The 18,183-nt window shown below is 60.0% G+C and carries 17 protein-coding genes and 1 pseudogene; 5 read left to right on the top strand and 13 right to left on the bottom strand.

Annotation, left to right across the window (positions count from 1 at the left end; genetic code table 11):
- Positions 1-50: 50 nt before the first annotated feature.
- The 5 genes and pseudogenes from POF53_RS08360 to POF53_RS08340 form a co-directional block, all read right to left on the bottom strand.
- Positions 51-1,010, bottom strand: coding sequence for a FecR family protein (locus tag POF53_RS08360; protein WP_498967217.1), 960 nt, complete (start codon positions 1,008-1,010; stop codon positions 51-53).
- On the bottom strand, positions 1,010-1,528 hold the full coding sequence (locus tag POF53_RS08355) for a sigma-70 family RNA polymerase sigma factor (protein ID WP_110737654.1): 519 nt from the start codon (positions 1,526-1,528) through the stop codon (positions 1,010-1,012). The genes POF53_RS08360 and POF53_RS08355 overlap by 1 nt, the downstream gene beginning before the upstream one ends.
- A 163-nt stretch (positions 1,529-1,691) precedes the next feature.
- Positions 1,692-2,547 (bottom strand): annotated as a pseudogene (locus POF53_RS08350) (IS5-like element ISPsp10 family transposase).
- 316 nt (positions 2,548-2,863) lie between these two features.
- The gene (locus POF53_RS08345) at positions 2,864-3,499 is read right to left on the bottom strand and encodes a hypothetical protein (RefSeq protein ID WP_232856103.1); all 636 of its coding nucleotides are present in this window, start codon (positions 3,497-3,499) and stop codon (positions 2,864-2,866) included.
- A gap of 249 nt (positions 3,500-3,748) precedes the next feature.
- On the bottom strand, positions 3,749-4,870 hold the full coding sequence (locus POF53_RS08340; RefSeq protein WP_475858765.1) for a hypothetical protein: 1,122 nt from the start codon (positions 4,868-4,870) through the stop codon (positions 3,749-3,751).
- A 191-nt stretch (positions 4,871-5,061) separates the two neighbouring features.
- Between POF53_RS08340 and POF53_RS08335 the strand changes: the two genes are divergently transcribed.
- Positions 5,062-5,277, top strand: a complete 216-nt coding sequence (locus POF53_RS08335) for a hypothetical protein (protein ID WP_498967214.1) — start codon at positions 5,062-5,064, stop codon at positions 5,275-5,277.
- Positions 5,278-5,383: 106 nt separating this feature from the next.
- Here POF53_RS08335 and chrA read toward each other — a convergent pair whose 3' ends face one another.
- Positions 5,384-6,736, bottom strand: coding sequence for a chromate efflux transporter (chrA, locus tag POF53_RS08330; RefSeq protein WP_232856105.1), 1,353 nt, complete (start codon positions 6,734-6,736; stop codon positions 5,384-5,386).
- 140 nt (positions 6,737-6,876) lie between these two features.
- Complete coding sequence (locus POF53_RS08325; protein WP_498967211.1) at positions 6,877-7,077, bottom strand: ATP-binding protein; 201 nt, start codon at positions 7,075-7,077, stop codon at positions 6,877-6,879.
- A 349-nt stretch (positions 7,078-7,426) separates the two neighbouring features.
- On the opposite strand from POF53_RS08325, the gene POF53_RS08320 reads away from it, so the two are divergent.
- Positions 7,427-7,702, top strand: a complete 276-nt coding sequence (locus POF53_RS08320) for a hypothetical protein (protein ID WP_232856106.1) — start codon at positions 7,427-7,429, stop codon at positions 7,700-7,702.
- Positions 7,703-7,762: 60 nt separating this feature from the next.
- On the opposite strand, the gene POF53_RS08315 is transcribed toward POF53_RS08320, so the two are convergent.
- Positions 7,763-9,484, bottom strand: a complete 1,722-nt coding sequence (locus POF53_RS08315) for a hypothetical protein (protein ID WP_498967209.1) — start codon at positions 9,482-9,484, stop codon at positions 7,763-7,765.
- A 243-nt stretch (positions 9,485-9,727) separates the two neighbouring features.
- Here POF53_RS08315 and POF53_RS08310 point away from each other — a divergent pair, with 243 nt between their 5' ends.
- A complete protein-coding gene (locus tag POF53_RS08310) occupies positions 9,728-11,395 on the top strand; it encodes an alpha/beta hydrolase (protein ID WP_232856108.1) in 1,668 nt (555 codons plus the stop codon).
- A 64-nt stretch (positions 11,396-11,459) separates the two neighbouring features.
- Here the strand turns inward: POF53_RS08310 and POF53_RS08305 are convergent, their stop codons facing one another.
- Genes POF53_RS08305 through POF53_RS08295 form a run of 3 tightly spaced genes read right to left on the bottom strand, consistent with a single transcriptional unit; the run spans position 11,460 to position 13,371 of the window.
- Positions 11,460-11,930 carry an arginase family protein gene (locus POF53_RS08305; protein ID WP_332880079.1) on the bottom strand — a complete coding sequence of 157 codons (471 nt, stop codon included), beginning with the start codon at positions 11,928-11,930 and terminating at the stop codon, positions 11,460-11,462.
- Positions 11,878-12,150 carry an arginase family protein gene (locus tag POF53_RS08300; protein WP_269806745.1) on the bottom strand — a complete coding sequence of 91 codons (273 nt, stop codon included), beginning with the start codon at positions 12,148-12,150 and terminating at the stop codon, positions 11,878-11,880. The genes POF53_RS08305 and POF53_RS08300 overlap by 53 nt, the downstream gene beginning before the upstream one ends.
- Positions 12,151-12,174: 24 nt before the next feature.
- Positions 12,175-13,371 carry an IS256 family transposase gene (locus POF53_RS08295; protein ID WP_232856109.1) on the bottom strand — a complete coding sequence of 399 codons (1,197 nt, stop codon included), beginning with the start codon at positions 13,369-13,371 and terminating at the stop codon, positions 12,175-12,177.
- A 56-nt stretch (positions 13,372-13,427) separates the two neighbouring features.
- On the opposite strand from POF53_RS08295, the gene POF53_RS08290 reads away from it, so the two are divergent.
- Complete coding sequence (locus POF53_RS08290) at positions 13,428-14,966, top strand: FAD-binding oxidoreductase (RefSeq protein ID WP_498967205.1); 1,539 nt, start codon at positions 13,428-13,430, stop codon at positions 14,964-14,966.
- A 243-nt stretch (positions 14,967-15,209) separates the two neighbouring features.
- On the opposite strand, the gene POF53_RS08285 is transcribed toward POF53_RS08290, so the two are convergent.
- On the bottom strand, positions 15,210-16,154 hold the full coding sequence (locus POF53_RS08285; protein ID WP_498967203.1) for a serine hydrolase domain-containing protein: 945 nt from the start codon (positions 16,152-16,154) through the stop codon (positions 15,210-15,212).
- Positions 16,155-16,178: 24 nt separating this feature from the next.
- Positions 16,179-16,580: a GFA family protein gene (locus POF53_RS08280; protein WP_498967201.1), complete on the bottom strand. Its 402-nt coding sequence runs from the start codon at positions 16,578-16,580 to the stop codon at positions 16,179-16,181.
- A 370-nt stretch (positions 16,581-16,950) separates the two neighbouring features.
- On the opposite strand from POF53_RS08280, the gene POF53_RS08275 reads away from it, so the two are divergent.
- Positions 16,951-18,177 (top strand): MFS transporter, encoded by a 1,227-nt coding sequence (locus POF53_RS08275; RefSeq protein ID WP_232856112.1) that lies wholly within the window; start codon positions 16,951-16,953, stop codon positions 18,175-18,177.
- The last annotated feature ends 6 nt before the right edge of the window (positions 18,178-18,183 follow it).

The following is an 18,183-nucleotide window of genomic DNA, read 5'->3' as shown; positions in this document are numbered from 1 at the left end:
TGGCCATGGGAGGACGGGCGAAAATCGAAAACACGAAATGATTATTGAAATTATTTACTCACCACATCGGGCTTCAGGGTCACCCTGGTTGTCCACGGGGTGTACTGACTGACCTCGATTGGCAAGGTGCGCTGCAGCAGCCGCAGTGCCTGGCGTGGATCGTCCAGCGGCAGCATGACCGTGACCCGCAGGCCTGCAAGGGCTGCATGGTCGGCCCACAGCACACCGGGGTAGTGACGCGACAACCGCGCGAGCACATCGCTCAGCGGCTGGTCGTCTGCCAACAGCTGGTGCTTGCGCCACGCCTGTTCAAAGGGTTCTGCCTGCACCTGCTCTACCTTGCCAGGGCCTTTGGCGCTCAGGCGCACGCGTTGGTTGGCGGTCAGGTGCAATGATTGCCCGGCACTGCTGATGGCGGTGGTCGACTCGAACATGACCACCTGCGTCGAGTCGTCCTGTCGCTCCACCGTGAAACGCGTGCCAAGGGCCTGCACACGCCCATGCGCCGTGACCACCACGAACGGGCGAGGATCCTTGGCGACATCGACCAGGACTTCGCCGCGCAGCAGTTCGATCCTGCGTTCGCCAGCGTCGAAGTGCACATCCACTGCCGAGCCCGCGTCCAGGTGGATCTGGCTGTCATCGTCGAGTCGGTGATCGAGCCAATCCCCTGCCGAGGTGCTCAGGTCCGCCAGCAGGTAGCCCTGTTGCCAATAGGTCGTTGCAGCCCACGCCATTGGCACCAGGGCGATCGCCAAGGCCAGTGCCTGAACCTTGTGGCTCAGGGCTTTGCGCGGTGCGTGGCGCAGGGCCGTGACGACCGCGTGGCGGGGAAGCTGTTGCAGCGAACCCAGACACCCCTGCAAGCGGGAGACCGCCGCGCCATGCTCGGGCGACTCGGCCAGCCAAGCCTGGAATGCTGCCTGCAAGTGCTCATCGGCCTGGTTGTCGAGCAGCACCAGCCATTGCGCCGCTGCGCGCAGGACGGGATCGGCCGTCGTCTCTGCCATCAGCTCATCCCCATGGCGGCATCGCACGCCAGCATGGCTTCGACCAGGTCGGCCTGCACGGTCCTCACCGAGATGCCGTGATGGCGTGCAATGTCATCCTGGGACCAGCCTTCAAGGTGACGCAGGATGAAGGTCTCCCGGACCCTCGCCTTCATGCGTGACAACGCCCGGTCGATACGTTCGAGCAGCTCGATGGCCTGCAGGATCTGTTCGGGAGAAAACGCCTGATCCATGTGCTCGATACTGCGCTCGAGCTCCTCTCTGTAGGCCTGTTCCAGCCGCAAGCGGCGACCGTTGTCGATCAGGATACGACGCGCGATGGTGGCCAGGAACGCTCGAGGTTCACGAGGCGGATCGTAGTGCCCGGCCGTGAGTACACGGTAAAAGGTGTCCTGGGCAAAATCCGAGGCCTGGTGAGGACATTGCAGGCGACGGCGCAGCCACGTCACCAACCAGTGATGGTGCCCTGCATACAGTTCGCCAATTGGGTCGGATGAGGTGGATCGCGGTTTGTCCATGAAAACGGGCAATAAATGAGAATGAATCTAAATTAGCATTTTTGCTTCGCCCTCGCCATGGCCTTGTCAGCGACAGCTGTGGGTCGATAACGGCCCCTGGTGACCGGCTGCTCTCGCCCCATAGAGGCCATCCGATGTTGGCCGCTGGCGGCCCAAAGCCGCATTAGGCACTGTACGAAAAGTAATGTCGTAAACACCGCCGCCAGCAAGCCAGCGTAACCATCGCAGCGAAGCTTTCCGCTAGCTTGCAGTAGCGTGTACCCAGGCGGCGGTGCTCCTTCAACCAACCAAATAGCCGTTCGATAGCGTTCCGCTGCCGATACTTGGGCTTGTGTCAAACAGGCGCGGTAAGCCCGGCTTCGGCTTGCGCTTCATGTCACGCAGCGGAATCACCGGCTGCATCCGATAGCGGTCGCAGTATTGCCGCAAGGATTCTGCATCATAGCCTTTGTCGGCCAAGAGCCAGCGGCAGCGCTTGCGTGGCCTACCTCGATTCGAAGGGATGTGGACACCGTCCAGCAGTCGCTGAGCATGGGAGATGTCGCTGGCGTTACCACCTGAGAGCGTGAAGTGGAGTGGGATGCCACGGGCGTCACTGACCATGTGAATTTTCGTCGTCAACCCGCCCCGGCTTCGTCCAAGTGCGTGGTCCGTTGGTTCTTCAGCCCCCCTTTTTTGCCTGCTCCGGCAGAGGCACGGGTGGCCCTCACGGCGGTTGAGTCGATGCACCAGGTGGTTAAGTCAATCTGGCCCTGTGCATTGAGTTTGAGGTGTAACCGCTTGAGCATCTTGTTGAAGGTTCCTTGGTTTCGCCAGTCTCGAAATCGTTGATAGACCGTCGACCAAGGCCCGAATCGTTCAGGCATGTCCCGCCAGGTTGCACCGGAGCACAGCACCCACAACACGCCGTTGAGCATCAAGCGATCGTCAACTCTTGGGCGTCCTGTACGTCGATGTGCGGTAAAGAGATCCGCGACTATTTCCCATTCTGCGTCGGAAAGTTCGTATCGCTTGGGCATGGCAGAATCCTTCGCCTAAAAAGCGAGAACTCTACGGAAAATCAGGCTTCCAGAGGCTCCGGTGAGGTTTCAAAGGTTTTCATACAGAACCTAGAGCGTCTGAAAGGATGTGCAACCCTCCGTTTTGTGTTGGGCATAGCGTTATGTCTGGAGATTTTTCCGTCGGATCATGGTGTACGGACTAACCTTGATGAGAACGTTCCTCCAGCTACCAATTCTTTTGGGGGCGAATATCATGCTTGCAGCGTTGTGGCTGGTGGTTTTGATGGCTTCTAGTACCGGCGTCGGTCAGGTGCCGTAGGACTTCAGACAGATCCTAAGGTATCTCGATCTGTGCCCAATACTGGGTCGCAAATTCACGATGTATTCCAACCGGCGTGCTGATCAATCGAACTTTCGAACCGCGCGGCACGGTGCCCAGACTGGCACGCCCTTGATAATACTGCGAGTCATTCGCTGGCAGGCCGTCGCGAACCACCATGTTACCGAGCACCTGATAGGTAGTGCCTGCCTTCAAGTTTCCAGGCGCAATGACGATGGGTTGGCCTGTCTCAAGCGCCCCGAGTTTAAGCGCACTCCACGCGTTGTCGTAATTGCCAATAAATATATAGCCCTGGCGTGAACCCGGAGAAATTCTTGAAAACTGTGCGGACTGGTCAGACACCGTCTGAGCGGCCTCAGCAATGGCTGCTTGAACGATAGGGGTTTGTGCGCTTGGCGTGCGAGCCTTTAACTCTTCAATTGCGGTCAGCGCAGCATTGAGCTTACTTGCCAAATCACTGACCTCACTTTTGGTTTCCTGAGTAAACTTTATACCTTCAACGCTCAACTCCGACACCACGCCAAATTTTATGCCTAAGGTATGCGTGGCCACTATCAGAGCCAGGAGAATTGAAAACACGGTCAGCGGGTATTTTAGAAGCTCGGTCAAGTTCACTCTCTCATTGTTCATGGCGCGCTCCAACAAGGCATTGTGGGTATCCGTAGTACCCGTTATTAAAGTCACCCATCATCCGAACTGGCCGTGCCACCGAAGCCGGATGAGTCAATAGTAGTTGAGGCTGGAAGATAAAGTAGTCGCTGCATGGCTGCCAAAGAATGGGAATAAATCGGTCTATCCTCCTCACCGACAGACCATCAGTAGCAGAGGCGGCTGCCAACGACCGCAAAGAGATCATGAGCATCGTCCAGGCGTGCATTGTCAGGGAGCAGGAGGCCCCTTGCGCTCGCTTAACACTGCGCGGGCACCATCGTCCTCGATACGGGAGGGGGGCGCCGTGTAGGCTGGGCGCGGACTACCGGATTGCGCGTCAATGCCTATGGCAAAAAGCAGTCCAAGCCCCTGAATGTACTGGACGTGTTCAGCATTCTTGTTGTCGAAAGGAATCATGTCGCCAGATGCCATTTCGAATGCGAGCCGCTTTGGATCAAAAATGACATTGTTGTATTTTTTTTCTATTTCATGCGTATCACGGGTAACGGCAACAGTGCGTTCAATCTCCGCAAGGACTCCTTTTTGACGGAGCTCAAGTAGCTTGTTCAGGTGCTGTTGCGAGAGAAAAGCAGGTCGATAACCGACTGGCAAGGGCCGAGGATCAGTCAGTGATACCTGTGTTGTCGCAGTTCTTCCTCCGTCGATCTTTGCGGTACCGAGCACATCCAGCGAAATGCCGGCGGCACCTAGGACGTCTCTGAGCACACCTAACTTCTTCATGACCTCGTCCAATCGCACTTCGCCTCCGAGCTGACCCGAGCGCTCGACAGTCGCAATCGTTTCGATCGTTTGTTTCGCTGTGAAGACTTGCCCCAACACCAACGCCGCGTTGCCAGAGCCTGGTTGCCGCATAAGTTTCCCGATCGCCGCACAAGCCCGGAGGTTTTTTTTGAATGCAGTCATCAACGCGACATCCGATGCCACGTGAGCCGAAACGTCACGAAAACGAATGGTGACCGAATCGCCCATCTTGACGCCGACACCACCTCCAACCCTGGCCGCTTCTGTGAACTGCGCCTGCACGTTCCCGGACAGATTACCAGCCACGCTTTCCACGGCCTCCTGGAAACGGGATTCTTCCTTGTCGACACTTACATTGTTGAAGCACTCTGCCTGTCGGGCAACATAGCCGCCGAACACATCACGGTACACGTCTCCTGGCTTCTCGCCTGCGGGAAGAAATATTGGAATAACGGGGTCTGGCTGATTACGAAAATAATCGAAGAGAATCGCTTTGAAGTCCTTCAGCGCACCTTCCAATGGTGCGGCATCCGCAGGAGGGGACGCCGACAAACACGCGAACAGGGCAGTGGCGAGTAACGTTTTCATCAGACGCTTCCTTCAGGGCTCCGCTGCCCCAGCACTAAGCCTTAATCTACTGCCCCCCCAGCCATCGTAGATCACAATGCGCCGGATTGTCGGTCTATCTGGTTTAGCCTGACCACCTGCAGGCAACAGGCTGTGAGGCTTTGTTGGGAGGCGTACAGAGGTGTTCTCAAAGCGTCCTATCGATCTGGCTGATGGGATGGCGCACCACCTTCCTGGTCACCGCGCTGGTGGGCATACCGGTGCTGCTGGCGCAGATATTCCTGCTGCCGCGGTTGACCCCGGACAAGGCCATCCGCATCAGCGACCTGCCTGCCCTGTTCGTCAACCCGAAGCAGCGCGGGGCTGTTCAGCCTGGCCACGGCCCTGGTGGGTTGCGGCTTCGTCACGGTGCTGGTGCTGGGGCGTAACGTCAGCAACAGCCTGGCGGCCCAGTTGTCCTGAACGCGCTGCGCAAGAACGTGTGAACCAAGGGGCCGCCTTGCGACCCATCGCGGCTGAAGCCGCGCCTGCACATCAGGCGCGCAGCAGGTGGATACAAAGCCCCGCCAGCGCGCTTGCCAGCAGCACCTGGATCACACCACGCTTGTAGCGCAACAGCGCGACCGCGGCGGCGATTGCAATCACCGCTGAAGGCCACTCGAAGGCTCCGGCGAAACCCTGCGGCCACATGACGTGGTAGGCAAAAAACAACGCGAGGTTGATGATCACACCCACCACCGCGGCCGTGATGGCCGTCAGGGGAGCGGTGAATTTCAACTCGTCGTGCGTCGCCTCCACCAGCGGCCCGCCTGCCAGGATGAACAGGAACGAGGGCAGGAAGGTAAACCACGTCACCAGGCTGGCGGCGACCGCGCCCGCCAGAAACGGATGATCGGCTCCGAACATCGGGTGGACATAACCGCCAACGAACCCGACAAACGCCACCACCATGATCAAGGGGCCTGGAGTCGTTTCGCCCAACGCCAGGCCATCGATCATCTGCGTCGGTGATAACCAGCCGTAGTGCCCCACTGCTCCTTGGTATACATACGGCAGCACGGCGTAAGCACCGCCAAAGGTCAACAGTGCGGCCTTGGTAAAGAACCAGCCCATCTGGGTGAGCGTACCTGCCCACCCATATACCAGCGTCAACAGCCCCATCGGCAGCATCCACAGGCCGGCGCCGACCATCAGCAGGCCGACCAGATAGCTCCAGCGAAAGCGTGCATGCACCGGTGTGGGCGTGTCGTCGTCGATCACGGCAGCGCCATGGCTGGCCTTGACTTCACCCTGCTTGCCGCCTGTCGCGAACTGCCCAGGTAGCAGCCTTCCACCCAGGAAGCCGGTGATGGCGGCAATCAGCACAATCAACGGGAAAGGCAGGTTCAGCGCGAATATCGCGACAAACGACGCAGCGGCAATTCCCCACAACCAGCCATTCTTCAGGGCCCGCGAACCAATGCGATGCGCGGCCTGCATGACAATGGCCGTGACCGCCGGCTTGATGCCATAGAAAAGGCCCGCGATCGCAGGTACCTCACCGAAGGCAATGTAGACCCAGGACAGGCCGATCAGGATGAACAGTGAAGGGAGCACGAAAAGCGTCCCCGCAATCACCCCGCCCCAGGTGCGATGCATCAGCCAGCCAATGTAGGTTGCCAATTGCTGGGCTTCCGGCCCTGGAAGCACCATGCAGTAGTTCAAGGCATGCAGAAAGCGCTTCTCGCTGATCCAGCGGCGCCTCTCAACCAGTTCCTGGTGCATGATGGAAATCTGCCCTGCCGGGCCACCGAAACTGATGAACCCAAGCTTGAGCCAGAAGAGGAAAGCCTCGAGCAACCCTATGGAGGGCTGCTCGGCAACACCCTGTGAGGTGGATTCAGCCATCGGTTCTCCTCGGCGGCAAAGGGGGGGATTGTCATTGCTGATGGCCTTACGTGCCAGGGCACGCTCGATGCCAACCGCCTCAGGTAGCTGGGCTACACCAGCGCCTAGATGATAAGCACCGGTCAAGCCAGCACAAGCGCTCATTGCCTGGCGGCCAGCGCAAAGGTCAGGCGAACGCGGGTTCCCTCGTTCGGTGTGCTCTGAATATCCACCTGCCCGCCGAAGCGCTCCATGATGCGTTTGACCATCACCAGCCCCCCCAGACCTCCCTGCTTGGTCGTTGTGAAGGGCTGAAAGAGCCGTTTGCGCTTCGTCTCCAGCCTCTTTCTGGCGATGCCCAAACGCCAGGATCAGGCACCTGTGGCACGGGGCGCGGCCTGGGCGACGTGCCTCGTGTCGTGATCATCGCCGGCGCGTTGTTCTTCGCCACGGCGGTACTGCGCAGCGCGAGTACCAGCTGCAGCTGTGGCTCGACGCGATCGCCGCCGAGCAGGCGGCGAGCACCTTCGCCGCGGTGGGGCTCGTCAATGCCTTGCTGGTCGTCTTGCTGACGCAGTCTCTGATCGCGTTGACCGCTCGTTTCGGCACACTCGCCAACCTGGCCCTGGCGGCCATGTTCTATGGCATCGGATTCGGTGCCTATGCGCTCGTCGAACACACAGCGTTGATCCTGTCGTTCTTTTCTGGACGATGGGCGAGATTCTCGGCGTCACCCAAATCACCGCGTTGATCTCTCAGGAGACCTCATTGCAGACCCAGGCCCGTCTCTTTTCCCTCATCCCCATTCTCCTGGCGGCCGCCAGAATGGTCTCGGTGGGGTTGGGCGCTTCGTTGATTGCCGGCGTCGGGTTCACGCTGAGCTGGAGCCTCTACGGCACGCTGGGGTTGCTGTTCGCAGGCGCCTGCTTGTTGTGGTTCAGCCGTAAAGACGCAGCAGCGCATGCCTCGTCGGCGCAAGAACGTTGAGCAAGGAAGCGAGCAGCCTGTTCCGACTGACCGCTCGCCACACCATTCGACGGCCACGCATCACCCATGAATCCAGAACGCACTCTCGGCGAACTGCTCGCCATTCCACCAGTTGGCCGTCCCTGTTTCCATGCGGAAGTTCCTTGCCCCGGCCTGGCTCTGCAGCGGCGCCAACACTTCGCCATTGGCATGACGCCTCGCGCTCTTCTGCGCCGTTTCAGGGACGACGGCAACGATGTGCCCGGATTTTCCATCCGCCTTGCGCCGCGCGACGATCAACGCCACGCCGCCCTGGTTGGCGGCCTGCTGCAATTTGCTCAACGTGCCCGTCTGGCGCCAGCCGAAGTCGGGGCCAAAATCGCGCAGCCAGCGGAACAGGTCGTTTGCCCGCATTTCGCGGAGTGTCGTGCCGATCAGCGGCTCGACCGGCTTACCCTGCGACAGCGTGATCAGGGCTTTCTCCGTCCACCACACGCGCGGCAGGTATGCACCTGCCAGCATGCAGTAGTCATGGCAGTAGATATTGCAGAAGGTCATGCCGTCCCTGGGTTGGAAGCGCTTGTGAGACGGCTTGTCCACCGCCAGCCAGTCAACGATCGCCGCCAGTTCAGCGCGCAAACTGTCGGCCGAGTCACCGCGCCGCTGCGGCATGCTCGCTTCGTTGAGTGAGTGGGCACCGGCGAAATCGATCCGCCGCGTCACTACCCCTGGTTTGTGTGGCATGGCGACGGCGGTGATACCGCTGGCAGGTGAGGATACAGATGGGGCGACAACCGGAATGTCCCTCACTGTTGAGTCTGCAATCAGGAATTTCTGCGCAACGAAACCGCGCAGCAAGGCACCATTGAGTGATGTCTCCACTTCCAGGAAGCCATTGCGCGCCTTGCCGGTGAGGGCTCGCACTGGCTGGCCGTCCGGCAGGTTGGCGATCACGTTGGCTTGCGCCGGGTCGCTTTTGCGCGGTTCGCTGCGCATGCGCAACGGGCCCTCGCGCGTGTCGACCCTGAAGAGTTCGCCTTGTGCCGTCAGCTCGCTGGGAGGGGGCACCAATGAGCGTCCCGGCGCAGGCTGAGGCATCAGTGGGGGCTGGCCGTCCACGGCAACGGTGTGGGCCAGGCGGATGAAGTCGAAGAGGTTCTCGCCGTAGAACCGCTTACCGTCGAAAAAGCCCTGGCGCAGCCCTTTGCGGGGATTGAAGCCGCCGGTATTGTAAGCGATGCCGACCGCCGCAAGCTCCATGTCACTGAGGGACGATCGCTTGGTCAGACCGAGTTGCTTGAGGCCGCGCTTCAATTCGGCAACGCTCAGTTGCAACGCATCGTCGAAGTTGACGTAGCGCCGTTGCAGGAAGTAGTCGGGATCGGTCTTGAAGAACTGCAAATCACGTTGGAAGATCCCGAATCCATGGCAAAGCTTGTCCGGGTTGCGGGCGACTTTGGCGTAGCCGTCAATATGGTTGGCCATGTCCACCAGGGCCTGATGGGCAATGTCGAACATGGCCTGGCCGTTGGGAGCGGCCAGCAGTGCCGCCTTGTCCTTGGGGAAGGCCTGGCGCCCCTTCTTTGTATCCTGCTTGTTTACATCCAGGGTGTCGCCGACACAGAGCTCCAGGATTTCGGGCACCGGCAGGCCTTTGTTGCGCAGAACCGGCCAGACCTGTCCCGTTTCCTGACACGCGATCGCAGCCATGAAATCCACCGTCAGGGGCGTATTGGCTAGCGCAGGCGACATCTGGCTCTGAAACTGGTTCTTGAACCACTTCACATCGTTGGCATTGGGCATGTGGGGGATCTTTGACCGGTGAGTCGCCGGTCCGCTTGCGCCCCCATCGCAAACTGCTGAGAAATGAATGACCTGACGTCTTCATTAAAGTCTCGAATGTTCGAGTGTCAAGTTCATGGCGCATCTCGCCGCTCAGCGGCCTTGAAACCATCGGAGGCGGTGAATGCTGAATGCGCGAAAGCCGCTAAAGTCATTTTGACATCACCCCAACCAGACGGAATACATCGCTCCACGGAGGACTCCATGCTCAGGCTCACGCAAGCAGGTTTGACGACACTGTCCGCGCTTTTGATGCCCATGGCCATGACCGCCTGCACCTCGACGGATCGCGTCATGACGCCCTACGAGAACAAACTGGAGGTAGATAGCGTCAACGCAGTGAAATTCCACAGCATGCTCTATTTCCCCTCCGGAACAGCCCTCCACTACCCCGGTTACGTGGTCGCGCTCGAAAAGAGCCCACAACCGATCATCGGTGGGCCCAAGGTCAGCAACGAGAGCAAACAGCTGTTTCACGGCGACGCCAATTACTTCAGGGAAGAAGAAGATACCGCTAGCAACACGTCTCACCAGATCAAACGCATCCAGCAGTGGGACACCAAGGCGATGTTCGTCTCGCACATACTCAAGAATGGCGTGCTGTTGGACCAAGACACAGGCTACATGGCCAAGTCCCATTGCTTTGTCTACAACGCCTATGCAGCCGACGCCTTGGCTGGCATCCGCAAAGACTACGACCTGAAGAAAGTGAGCGATTGGAATGCCTGCGATGCCTCACGCAATCTGGAGCAGACCCACTCAGACCTCACGAACTTGTACCAGGAGAGCGCACGAGCGCTGAGATCGCTTGAGCAAAACCTGACCAGGGACCTTACCGGTTCACGCTACACCCATGTCGTCGTCGTGGTCATGGGCTGGAACACTGCCCAGGACGAGGCCATCCGCAACATCAACGACATCACGGGCAACCTGATGGCTGCCGCCTATGAAGTTGGCCAGGCGCAAAAGGCGCCGCTCAACCAGGCCAAGGCGTTGCAGAGCAACCAGATCTTCCAGCCAACAGGCGAAAAAGGTATTTACACCACGCCCAAGACAGACGTCCTCGACACTGCTCGATTTCGCCCTCTCGTCATCGGTGTGACCTGGCCATCGTTCTGGTCCAATTCGGTCACCAATTTCTTCAGCTATGGCAACAAGGCCAATGACGCCGACGAGATCGGCCTGACTTGGTTGAACATGCTCGTCAACCAGAGTGTGCCCAACGCGCTTGCGGCGTCCAAGAGCAAGGCCAAAGTCGTCACCATCGGCCACAGCTTCGGTGCACGCGCCATGATGCGTGCGCTGTTCAGTTCGCCCGCGCTGGTGCCACAGCAGGCCTATCCGCAAAGCCATGTGGACCTGGCGGTAGGCCTTCAGGGCGCGGTCAGTATCAATCGCTTCACCGTGGGTGATGGCAAGGAAGGCGCCCCCTATCGGGATTTTGCAAAACTGCAGAACACCCACATCGCGCTTACCGCCTCGGAGCATGACGGCGCTGCCGGCGGCCCGGTGTTCTGGTACGACCCGTCCGGCTCGATCAAGTCCTGGAACCAGGTGTGTGGGGCGTTAGCTCCGGCGAGGTCCGCCACGTTCGACTGCTTGAAAGCCAGCGATACCTCCGCCTCCCTGAATGGCCTTTTCAGCCTGTGCAAGGTAGGTGACAGCCATTGCACGGCATCGACGCTGAGTCGGAACAAGGTCAGCTACATCGACGCATCCAACGGAATAACCCAATTCAACTCACCGGGTTCGGGAGGGGGCGCTCATAGCGACATCTACCGGCTTCCCATGGGCAGATTGTTGTGGCGCCTGATCGAGCAATATGCACCGAGCGCCGAGCCTCGGGCCGAGACGCCGCTAGCGGCCCAGTAAATGCTGCGCATCACGCCGGGGCCTGCCGCTGGCGACCGTCAGCGGCAGCGAATGGCGGTAGACCTCAATCGGCACCGTTGGGAAACGGGAGCCGCGCCAGGATCCCGACGATCACGGCGGCAAATCGTCCGTCAGGGTCGAGGTCAGGATCAAATACGGTAACGGTCATGCCCCGGCAGCGTCGGTCGGCCACAAAGGGCGTCATGATCTTCACCAGATCGTCCGGCGTGAGCCCTGGAGTGCCTGGGGAATCGACAGCGGGCATCGTGGCTTGGTCCAGCACATCGACATCGAGGTGAATCCAGAAGCCTTGGGCGGGAGCTTGGTCAAGTACATCGCCGATGCGCCGCACAACGGCCTCGGGGCCGATCGCCAACGCCTCGAAGACATCAATCCGGTTGATCGACGTGTGGTTGATATCGGGCCATGCGAAATCCTCGTCACGGTTTTCGCGCTCCCCCAGTTGCACGACGTAGGTATCGTCAAACAGCGGGGCCGGTACACCCGGCCAATGCGTTGCCAGCGCCTTCGCCACGCCCGGTCGCCAGGGCAAGGTCCATGCCCGCCACGGTGCCCAGCGTTTGCTCGGGGTCATAGTTGCCGGGATGACGAAAATCGCTGTGCCCATCGATGTGGATCAGTGAAAGCGGCCCGGCCTGCCGCGCGCCTGCAAGCGCCCCCAGTAGAATCGAACAATCGCCGCCGATCACAAGCGTGAATTCGATCGTGTCCCAGGAAGTGGTGTAACTCATCATGGCCTTGACCACTGAGTTTGCCGTTTAGTTGATCACGGCCGACAGCTTGGCCTGTGGATTATCGCTGACTGCCTCGAACGCCTCCAACTGCATATAGCGCCGTTGCAGGCACCACTCGTCGTTCTGCTCCAACAGCATCGCGCCTACCAGCCGTGTGATGGCAGGATCGTTGGGAAAGATGCCCACGACGTCGGTGCGGCGTTTGATTTCAGCATTGAGCCGTTCCAGTGGATTGGTGCTGTGCAACTGCTGTCGATACGCTTTGGGAAACGCCATGTGGGCCAGCACTTCATCCTCGCAACCATCCATGAGCGCCGCGATCTTGGGGTACTTTTCGCGCAACTGATCGACGACCAGGCGCCACTGCTGGTGGCATTCGGTGCGGCTGTCCTGGGCGAAAACCGTACGCAAAAGCGCCGCCACCATGGTGCGCTGGCCCTTGCCCACATGGGCCATGGCGTTGCGCATGAAGTGCACGCGGCAACGCTGCCAGGTCGCGTTGAAGACCTTGGAAACAGCTGCCTTGAGCCCTTCGTGGGCGTCGGAGATGACCAGCTTCACGCCACGCAGGCCACGCCGCATCAGGCTTCGCAGGAAGTCCGTCCAGAACGGTTCTGCCTCCGAAGGGCCAACCCGCATGCCCAAGATCTCGCGCCCGCCATCGGTGTTCACGGCCACGGCGATTATTACAGCGACCGAGACGATGCGCCCGGCCTCCCGCACCTTGACGTACGTGGCATCAATCCACAGGTAAGGCCAATCGCCTTCCAGGGGACGGTCCAGAAAGGCGTGGACACGCTCATCGATCTCGCCGGCCAACCGTGACACTTGGCTCTTGGAGATGCCGGTCACGCCCATGGCTCTGACCAGCTCGTCCACCGAACGGGTTGAAACGCCTTGAATGTAGGCTTCCTGGATCACCGTAGCCATCGCCTTCTCAGTGGTGCGCCGAGGCTCAAGAAAGCCAGGAAAGTAGCTACCTTGGCGCAACTTCGGGATCTTCAGGTCAACGTCGCCAGCACGGGTTTGCCAGAGGCGATCCCGGTAGCCGTTACGGCTGTTTGTCCGGTCGGGGCTTTTGACATCGAAGCCGGCGCCGCACAGGCCTTCGACATCGAACTCCATCATACGTTGGGCAACGAACTGGATCATTTGCTTGAGCAGATCAGCGTCTGCCCCTTTCACAACCAACTCGGTCAATGCGATAGTGGGCTTGGTCATTGTGGTTTCTCTGGTGAAGGTTAAGTCCGCAAACTCAACGTTAGCCAAGAACCACGATGACCATCCTCTTTCGCCCGCAGGGCGCCTTCGGTTGGTTTAGTTACACCACTTCCTGGGACACGATCCAATTGATCGACAGTACACAACAGCACGCCGTTTCAGAGTCGTCGCCTATTTTCACTCGGCGCCATCTACTCCAGGCCGGGATGACCGGGATTGCCGTCAGTGTGCTTTCACCGTGGTCGTCATGGGCGGCACCATCGGGCGTCCTGGTGAACGATGTGACGATGCTCAATCCGATTTGGGTCAATCGTTTGCTCGCACCTCGCACCACGGGCGAAATACAGCGGGCGCTCGCGATGTCGTCAGGCCCAGTCAGCATCGGTGGTGGCCGCTATAGCATGGGGGGGCAGATTGCTACCGAAAACAGCCTGCACCTCGACATGCGTCAGTTTAATCAGGTAATCCGATACTCGCCTGAGAGCAGAGTCATACGCGTGCAAACAGGGATGCGTTGGCGTGACCTGCAGTCGGTCATAGACCCGGACGACCTCTCGATAAAAATCATGCAGAGTTATGCCAACTTCACCGTCGGCGGATCGCTGTCAGTCAATGCTCATGGACGCTATGTCGGCGCAGGTCCAGTCATCAACTCGGTGCGTTCTCTGCAACTGGTGCTTGCAGACGGTTCGGTAGCAGAAGCGTCCCGCACCACAAATTCCGACCTGTTCTACGCTGCTATCGGTGGCTATGGTGCAATGGGGGTGATCACTGAGGTCGAGCTGGACCTTGCGTCCAACATCACAATGGAACGTCAGATACGCCGCATGCCAGTTGCTGATTACCCGCGTTTTTTCAATGAGCACGTCCGCGAGAACGAACAGGCTATCCTGCATAATGCCGATTTGGCCCCCCCTTATTTCGACATGGCCACTTCCGTCACTTGGCGTGCCTCGGACAAAGCGTTGACCGTCGCGGAAAGGCTGGTGGCCCCGGGGCAGTCGTACAAGATCAACCAGACCGTCATGTGGAGTGTGACCAAGCTTCCCGGTGGCCCAATGATTCGCAAGGATGTGGTCGATCCACTGCGCTATCTCAATCAGCCGGTCGTACGGCGCAACTACGAGGCCAGTGCGGATGTCGCTTCGCTTGGCCTCATTGCAACCCGAAACAGTACCTATGCGTTGCAAGAATATTTTGTGCCAGTGACACAGTTCAATGCGTTCGTAACGCAAATGGCCGCCATTCTTCAGGCGCACAGCGTTGACGCCGTTAATATCTCCATCCGACACGCTCCGGCCGACCCCGACTCGTTTCTGTCCTGGGCACGCGAAGAAGTGTTTTCATTCGTGCTCTATTATTGGCAGCGCGTCGGGGTGGATGATCGCGAGGCCGTTGGCGTGTGGACACGCGAACTCATCAACGCGGCGCTGTTGCTTGGCGGTACCTACTACCTTCCCTACCAACTGCATGCAACGCAGGCACAGTTTTCAAGTGCCTACCCAAACGCGCGCCGTCTGTTAGCACTCAAAGCGCAAGTCGATCCAGGAGGGCGATTCCGGAACAAGCTCTGGGACAAGTACCACGCGGGATAGTGTAAAGCTCGTGGCAAGGGTGTCTGAGCCCAAGCGGGTGTTGATCCGAATCCGTTGTTTCGGCAATTGCCACTTCATTCGTAGGCATATCCGAGCGGTCGCATTTGGCCGATTACTGCGCTTCATGATTGTCCGCTTTGGGTCGGAAGCAGCCGCTCACGTGTATCCGTTACCAATTCAAAATGGGTATTGAATCGGGCAGCAAGTGATATCCATTGAAAGCGGAACAAGAACCAGGCAGCCTCAGCGCACAGCCTCAAGCACCTTGCGTATCTCCTGAGCGACCAGCGCCTCGATACGCCCCTCATCCAAGGCCCTCGAAAACACTGCGCAACACGCGATGGCCTCCCCAACCGCACATCGATAGACCGCCACCACACTGCCGGGGCCACACCCGGTATGCCCGGCCAGCGTCAGGCCGCCCTCGATCGTCCCTCGCATCAGACCCAGGGCATAGCCTGGTGCGATCCACGGCCGGCCGGCCATTGGCCCACCCAATACCTTCGTTGCCTGCATTTCCTGGAGCAGGTCGGCCGGAAGCAGTGTCCCGGCAAGCAGGCGATCCAGGAAAAGGGCAGCCTGGGAAACAGGGCCGATCAGCAACCCGTGGTAGACCCAGCCAGGGTCGTAGTTCAACGAATGGCCGAGGTAGTCACCGTGCAGGTCTGCGCGTTTCGTTGCCAAGCGAACCGACAAGATGCCAAGTGGAGCCAGAACTTGCTGCCTGAGCGCCTCTTCAAGCAGCAGGCCTGTGGCACGTTCGATGAGCCTGGCGACCAGCATGTAGCCCACATTCGAGTAGCGCCAACCCGCTCCAGGGTCGTAGCGAAGCCGAGCGCCATCCAGGCGCTGCATCATCTCGTCCGCCGACCACGCGAATTCATGATTGGCAACCGCCGCGTGGTACGCGGGAAGCTCGCCATAATCCGCAAGACCCGCTTCGTGACGCAGCAGCTGACGCAGGGTGTAATTTGTTTCAGGCAGCGCGGCATCCAGGGCGAGTCGTCCGTCGCGCACCAGAGTCAGGGCGGTCGCGGCCAACACCGTCTTGGTGAAACTCCACCATGGCACACAGGGTTCGGCCTGGAGCGATGGCGTAATGAATCGACCGTTGGAAAGCGTGGAAATCAGCATCGAGTACTCAAGCAGTGATGACAGGCCAGTAAACAAGCGCAGAGGCAACAACATACCCCGTTCCGGCGATGCAAGCCGTCAGTCGGCCTCGGGACAAGAACTGGATGGTGTATACCAGGGCACCGCAGAATCGATGTAGACGTGCTTTTGCTTGCCTGGCTGGAACGGTGTATCAAGTGTACCCAGCGCGATCGAGATCCAGTCGGCGAACTCACCTTCGGATCGTGACCAGAACAACGTCGAGCCACACGCCCCGCAGAACTCGCGTAACACTGTCTGCGATGAGGCGTAGGCATTGATGCTGTCGACCCCGCGAAGTATGCGAAGCGCGCTGCGCAGCACGCTACCGTATGACGCGAATGCAGCCCCGTGGCCTTTGCGGCACTGGCTGCAGTGACAATGGCTCACGGCCTTGGGTGGCGTGAGCAACTCGTAGCTGACCGCTGCGCACAGGCAGCTTCCTTGATGTGCCGCTGTCATATGCCCTTCTGTGCAGGTGAAAAATTGTGATGCCTGTCAGTCAGCGTACTGGGGCTGCGTTGCAGCCCTTTCGCGGCACGAGGCCGCTCCTACATGGGGTACGCGATCCCTGTAGGAGCGGCCTCGTGCCGCGAAAGGGTCGCAAAGCGACCCCGGCAATCTTGAATTGAGCAGTCATATCCCGACAATCGCAATACCCTCAAAGGGATGGCCAAACGCTCTACCCCAAGCCACCCATCGATCCCACTGATGATTACTATCAAGCCGCCCGCCTGTCGAGCTGCAAAATCCACCCCCTATAATCGCCTCCCCGTTTTCCCCTCGCTGCAGCGCCTGTCCCAGGCGACAGTCCCCTATGGAAGCCCGCACCATGCCAAGCCCCAACCCGTCCCCCCACAGCCCACCCGAACACAGCCAGCAGAGCGTCCGTCAGCAGTGGCTGGCGATTCTCTCGGTCGCCGTGGGCGCTTTCGCCCTGGTGACCAGCGAGTTCCTGCCGGTGGGCGTGCTCAACGATGTCGCCGCTGATCTTGGCATCAGCGCCGGCCAGGCCGGCCTGATGGTGACCCTGCCCGGCATCATGGCGGCCCTGGCCGCGCCCTTGCTGTCGGTGGGCATCGGTGCCCTGGACCGACGCTACCTGCTGATCGCCCTGACGCTGATCATGATCGTCGCCAACGCCGTGGTGGCCTACGCCACCGACTTCGGCCTGCTGCTGTTCGGCCGGGTGCTGCTGGGCATCAGCATCGGTGGTTTCTGGGCGACCGCGATCGCCCTGAGCGGCCGCCTGGCGCCCAAGGGCGTGGGCGTGGCCCAGGCCACCTCGATCATCATGGTCGGCGTGACCCTGGCCACCGTGCTCGGCGTGCCCGTGGGCACTTGGCTCAGTGGGCTCATGGGCTGGCGCATGACCTTCCTGGTCACCGCGCTGGTCGGCGTGCCGGTGCTGCTGGCGCAGGTCCTGCTGCTGCCGCGGCTCAACCCGGAGAAGGCCATCCGCATCAGCGACCTGCCGGCGCTGTTCATCAACCCGCAGGCGCGGGTCGGCCTGATCGCGGTGTTGCTGATCGGCCTGGCGCACTTTGCCGCGTATACCTACGTCGCGCCGTTCTTCAAGCACAACGCCGGCTTCGACGGGCCGATGATCGGCTCGCTGTTGCTGCTCTACGGCGTGGCCGGGGTGCTGGGCAATGTCTTCGCCGGTTTTGCCGCCAACCAGAGCGTGCGCTACACCCTGATGCTGGTCGCCTTGATGATCGGCGTCGGCACCGCGCTGTTCCCCTACTTCGCCACCAACCTCACCGGCGCGGCGATGCTGATCGCGCTGTGGGGCTTCGCCTTCGGCGCCTTCCCGGCCTGCGCCAGCATCTGGATGTTCGTCGTGGCGCCCAAGGATGTGGAGCGCGGCATGCCGCTGTTCGTCGCCATGTTCCAGGTGATCATCGCCCTGGGCTCGTTCTTCGGTGGGCGGATCGTCGACCAGATGGGCAGCGCGGTGCTGTTCAGCCTGGCCACGGCGCTGGTGGGCTGCGGCTTTGTCACGGTGCTGGTGCTGGGGCGCAGCGTCAGCAATCGCCTGGCGGCCCAACCGTCCTGAGCGATC

This window comes from Mitsuaria sp. RG (genome assembly GCF_028369275.1).
Lineage (GTDB): Bacteria > Pseudomonadota > Gammaproteobacteria > Pseudomonadales > Pseudomonadaceae > Aquipseudomonas > Aquipseudomonas peradeniyensis.
Note: the sequence above shows the minus strand (reverse complement) of the source record. Positions and strands in the feature narration are given on the sequence as shown.

Bases quoted from the DNA above. Each gene is read 5' to 3' on its own strand.
- POF53_RS08360 (WP_498967217.1), bottom strand. From the start codon at position 1,010: ATGGCAGAGACGACGGCCGATCCCGTCCTGCGCGCAGCGGCGCAATGG.
- POF53_RS08355 (WP_110737654.1), bottom strand. From the start codon at position 1,528: ATGGACAAACCGCGATCCACCTCATCCGACCCAATTGGCGAACTGTAT.
- POF53_RS08345 (WP_232856103.1), bottom strand. From the start codon at position 3,499: ATGAACAATGAGAGAGTGAACTTGACCGAGCTTCTAAAATACCCGCTG.
- POF53_RS08340 (WP_475858765.1), bottom strand. From the start codon at position 4,870: ATGAAAACGTTACTCGCCACTGCCCTGTTCGCGTGTTTGTCGGCGTCC.
- POF53_RS08335 (WP_498967214.1), top strand. From the start codon at position 5,062: ATGGGATGGCGCACCACCTTCCTGGTCACCGCGCTGGTGGGCATACCG.
- chrA (WP_232856105.1), bottom strand. From the start codon at position 6,736: ATGGCTGAATCCACCTCACAGGGTGTTGCCGAGCAGCCCTCCATAGGG.
- POF53_RS08320 (WP_232856106.1), top strand. From the start codon at position 7,427: ATGGGCGAGATTCTCGGCGTCACCCAAATCACCGCGTTGATCTCTCAG.
- POF53_RS08315 (WP_498967209.1), bottom strand. From the start codon at position 9,484: ATGCCCAATGCCAACGATGTGAAGTGGTTCAAGAACCAGTTTCAGAGC.
- POF53_RS08310 (WP_232856108.1), top strand. From the start codon at position 9,728: ATGCTCAGGCTCACGCAAGCAGGTTTGACGACACTGTCCGCGCTTTTG.
- POF53_RS08300 (WP_269806745.1), bottom strand. From the start codon at position 12,150: ATGATGAGTTACACCACTTCCTGGGACACGATCGAATTCACGCTTGTG.
- POF53_RS08295 (WP_232856109.1), bottom strand. From the start codon at position 13,371: ATGACCAAGCCCACTATCGCATTGACCGAGTTGGTTGTGAAAGGGGCA.
- POF53_RS08290 (WP_498967205.1), top strand. From the start codon at position 13,428: ATGACCATCCTCTTTCGCCCGCAGGGCGCCTTCGGTTGGTTTAGTTAC.
- POF53_RS08285 (WP_498967203.1), bottom strand. From the start codon at position 16,154: ATGTTGTTGCCTCTGCGCTTGTTTACTGGCCTGTCATCACTGCTTGAG.
- POF53_RS08280 (WP_498967201.1), bottom strand. From the start codon at position 16,580: ATGACAGCGGCACATCAAGGAAGCTGCCTGTGCGCAGCGGTCAGCTAC.
- POF53_RS08275 (WP_232856112.1), top strand. From the start codon at position 16,951: ATGCCAAGCCCCAACCCGTCCCCCCACAGCCCACCCGAACACAGCCAG.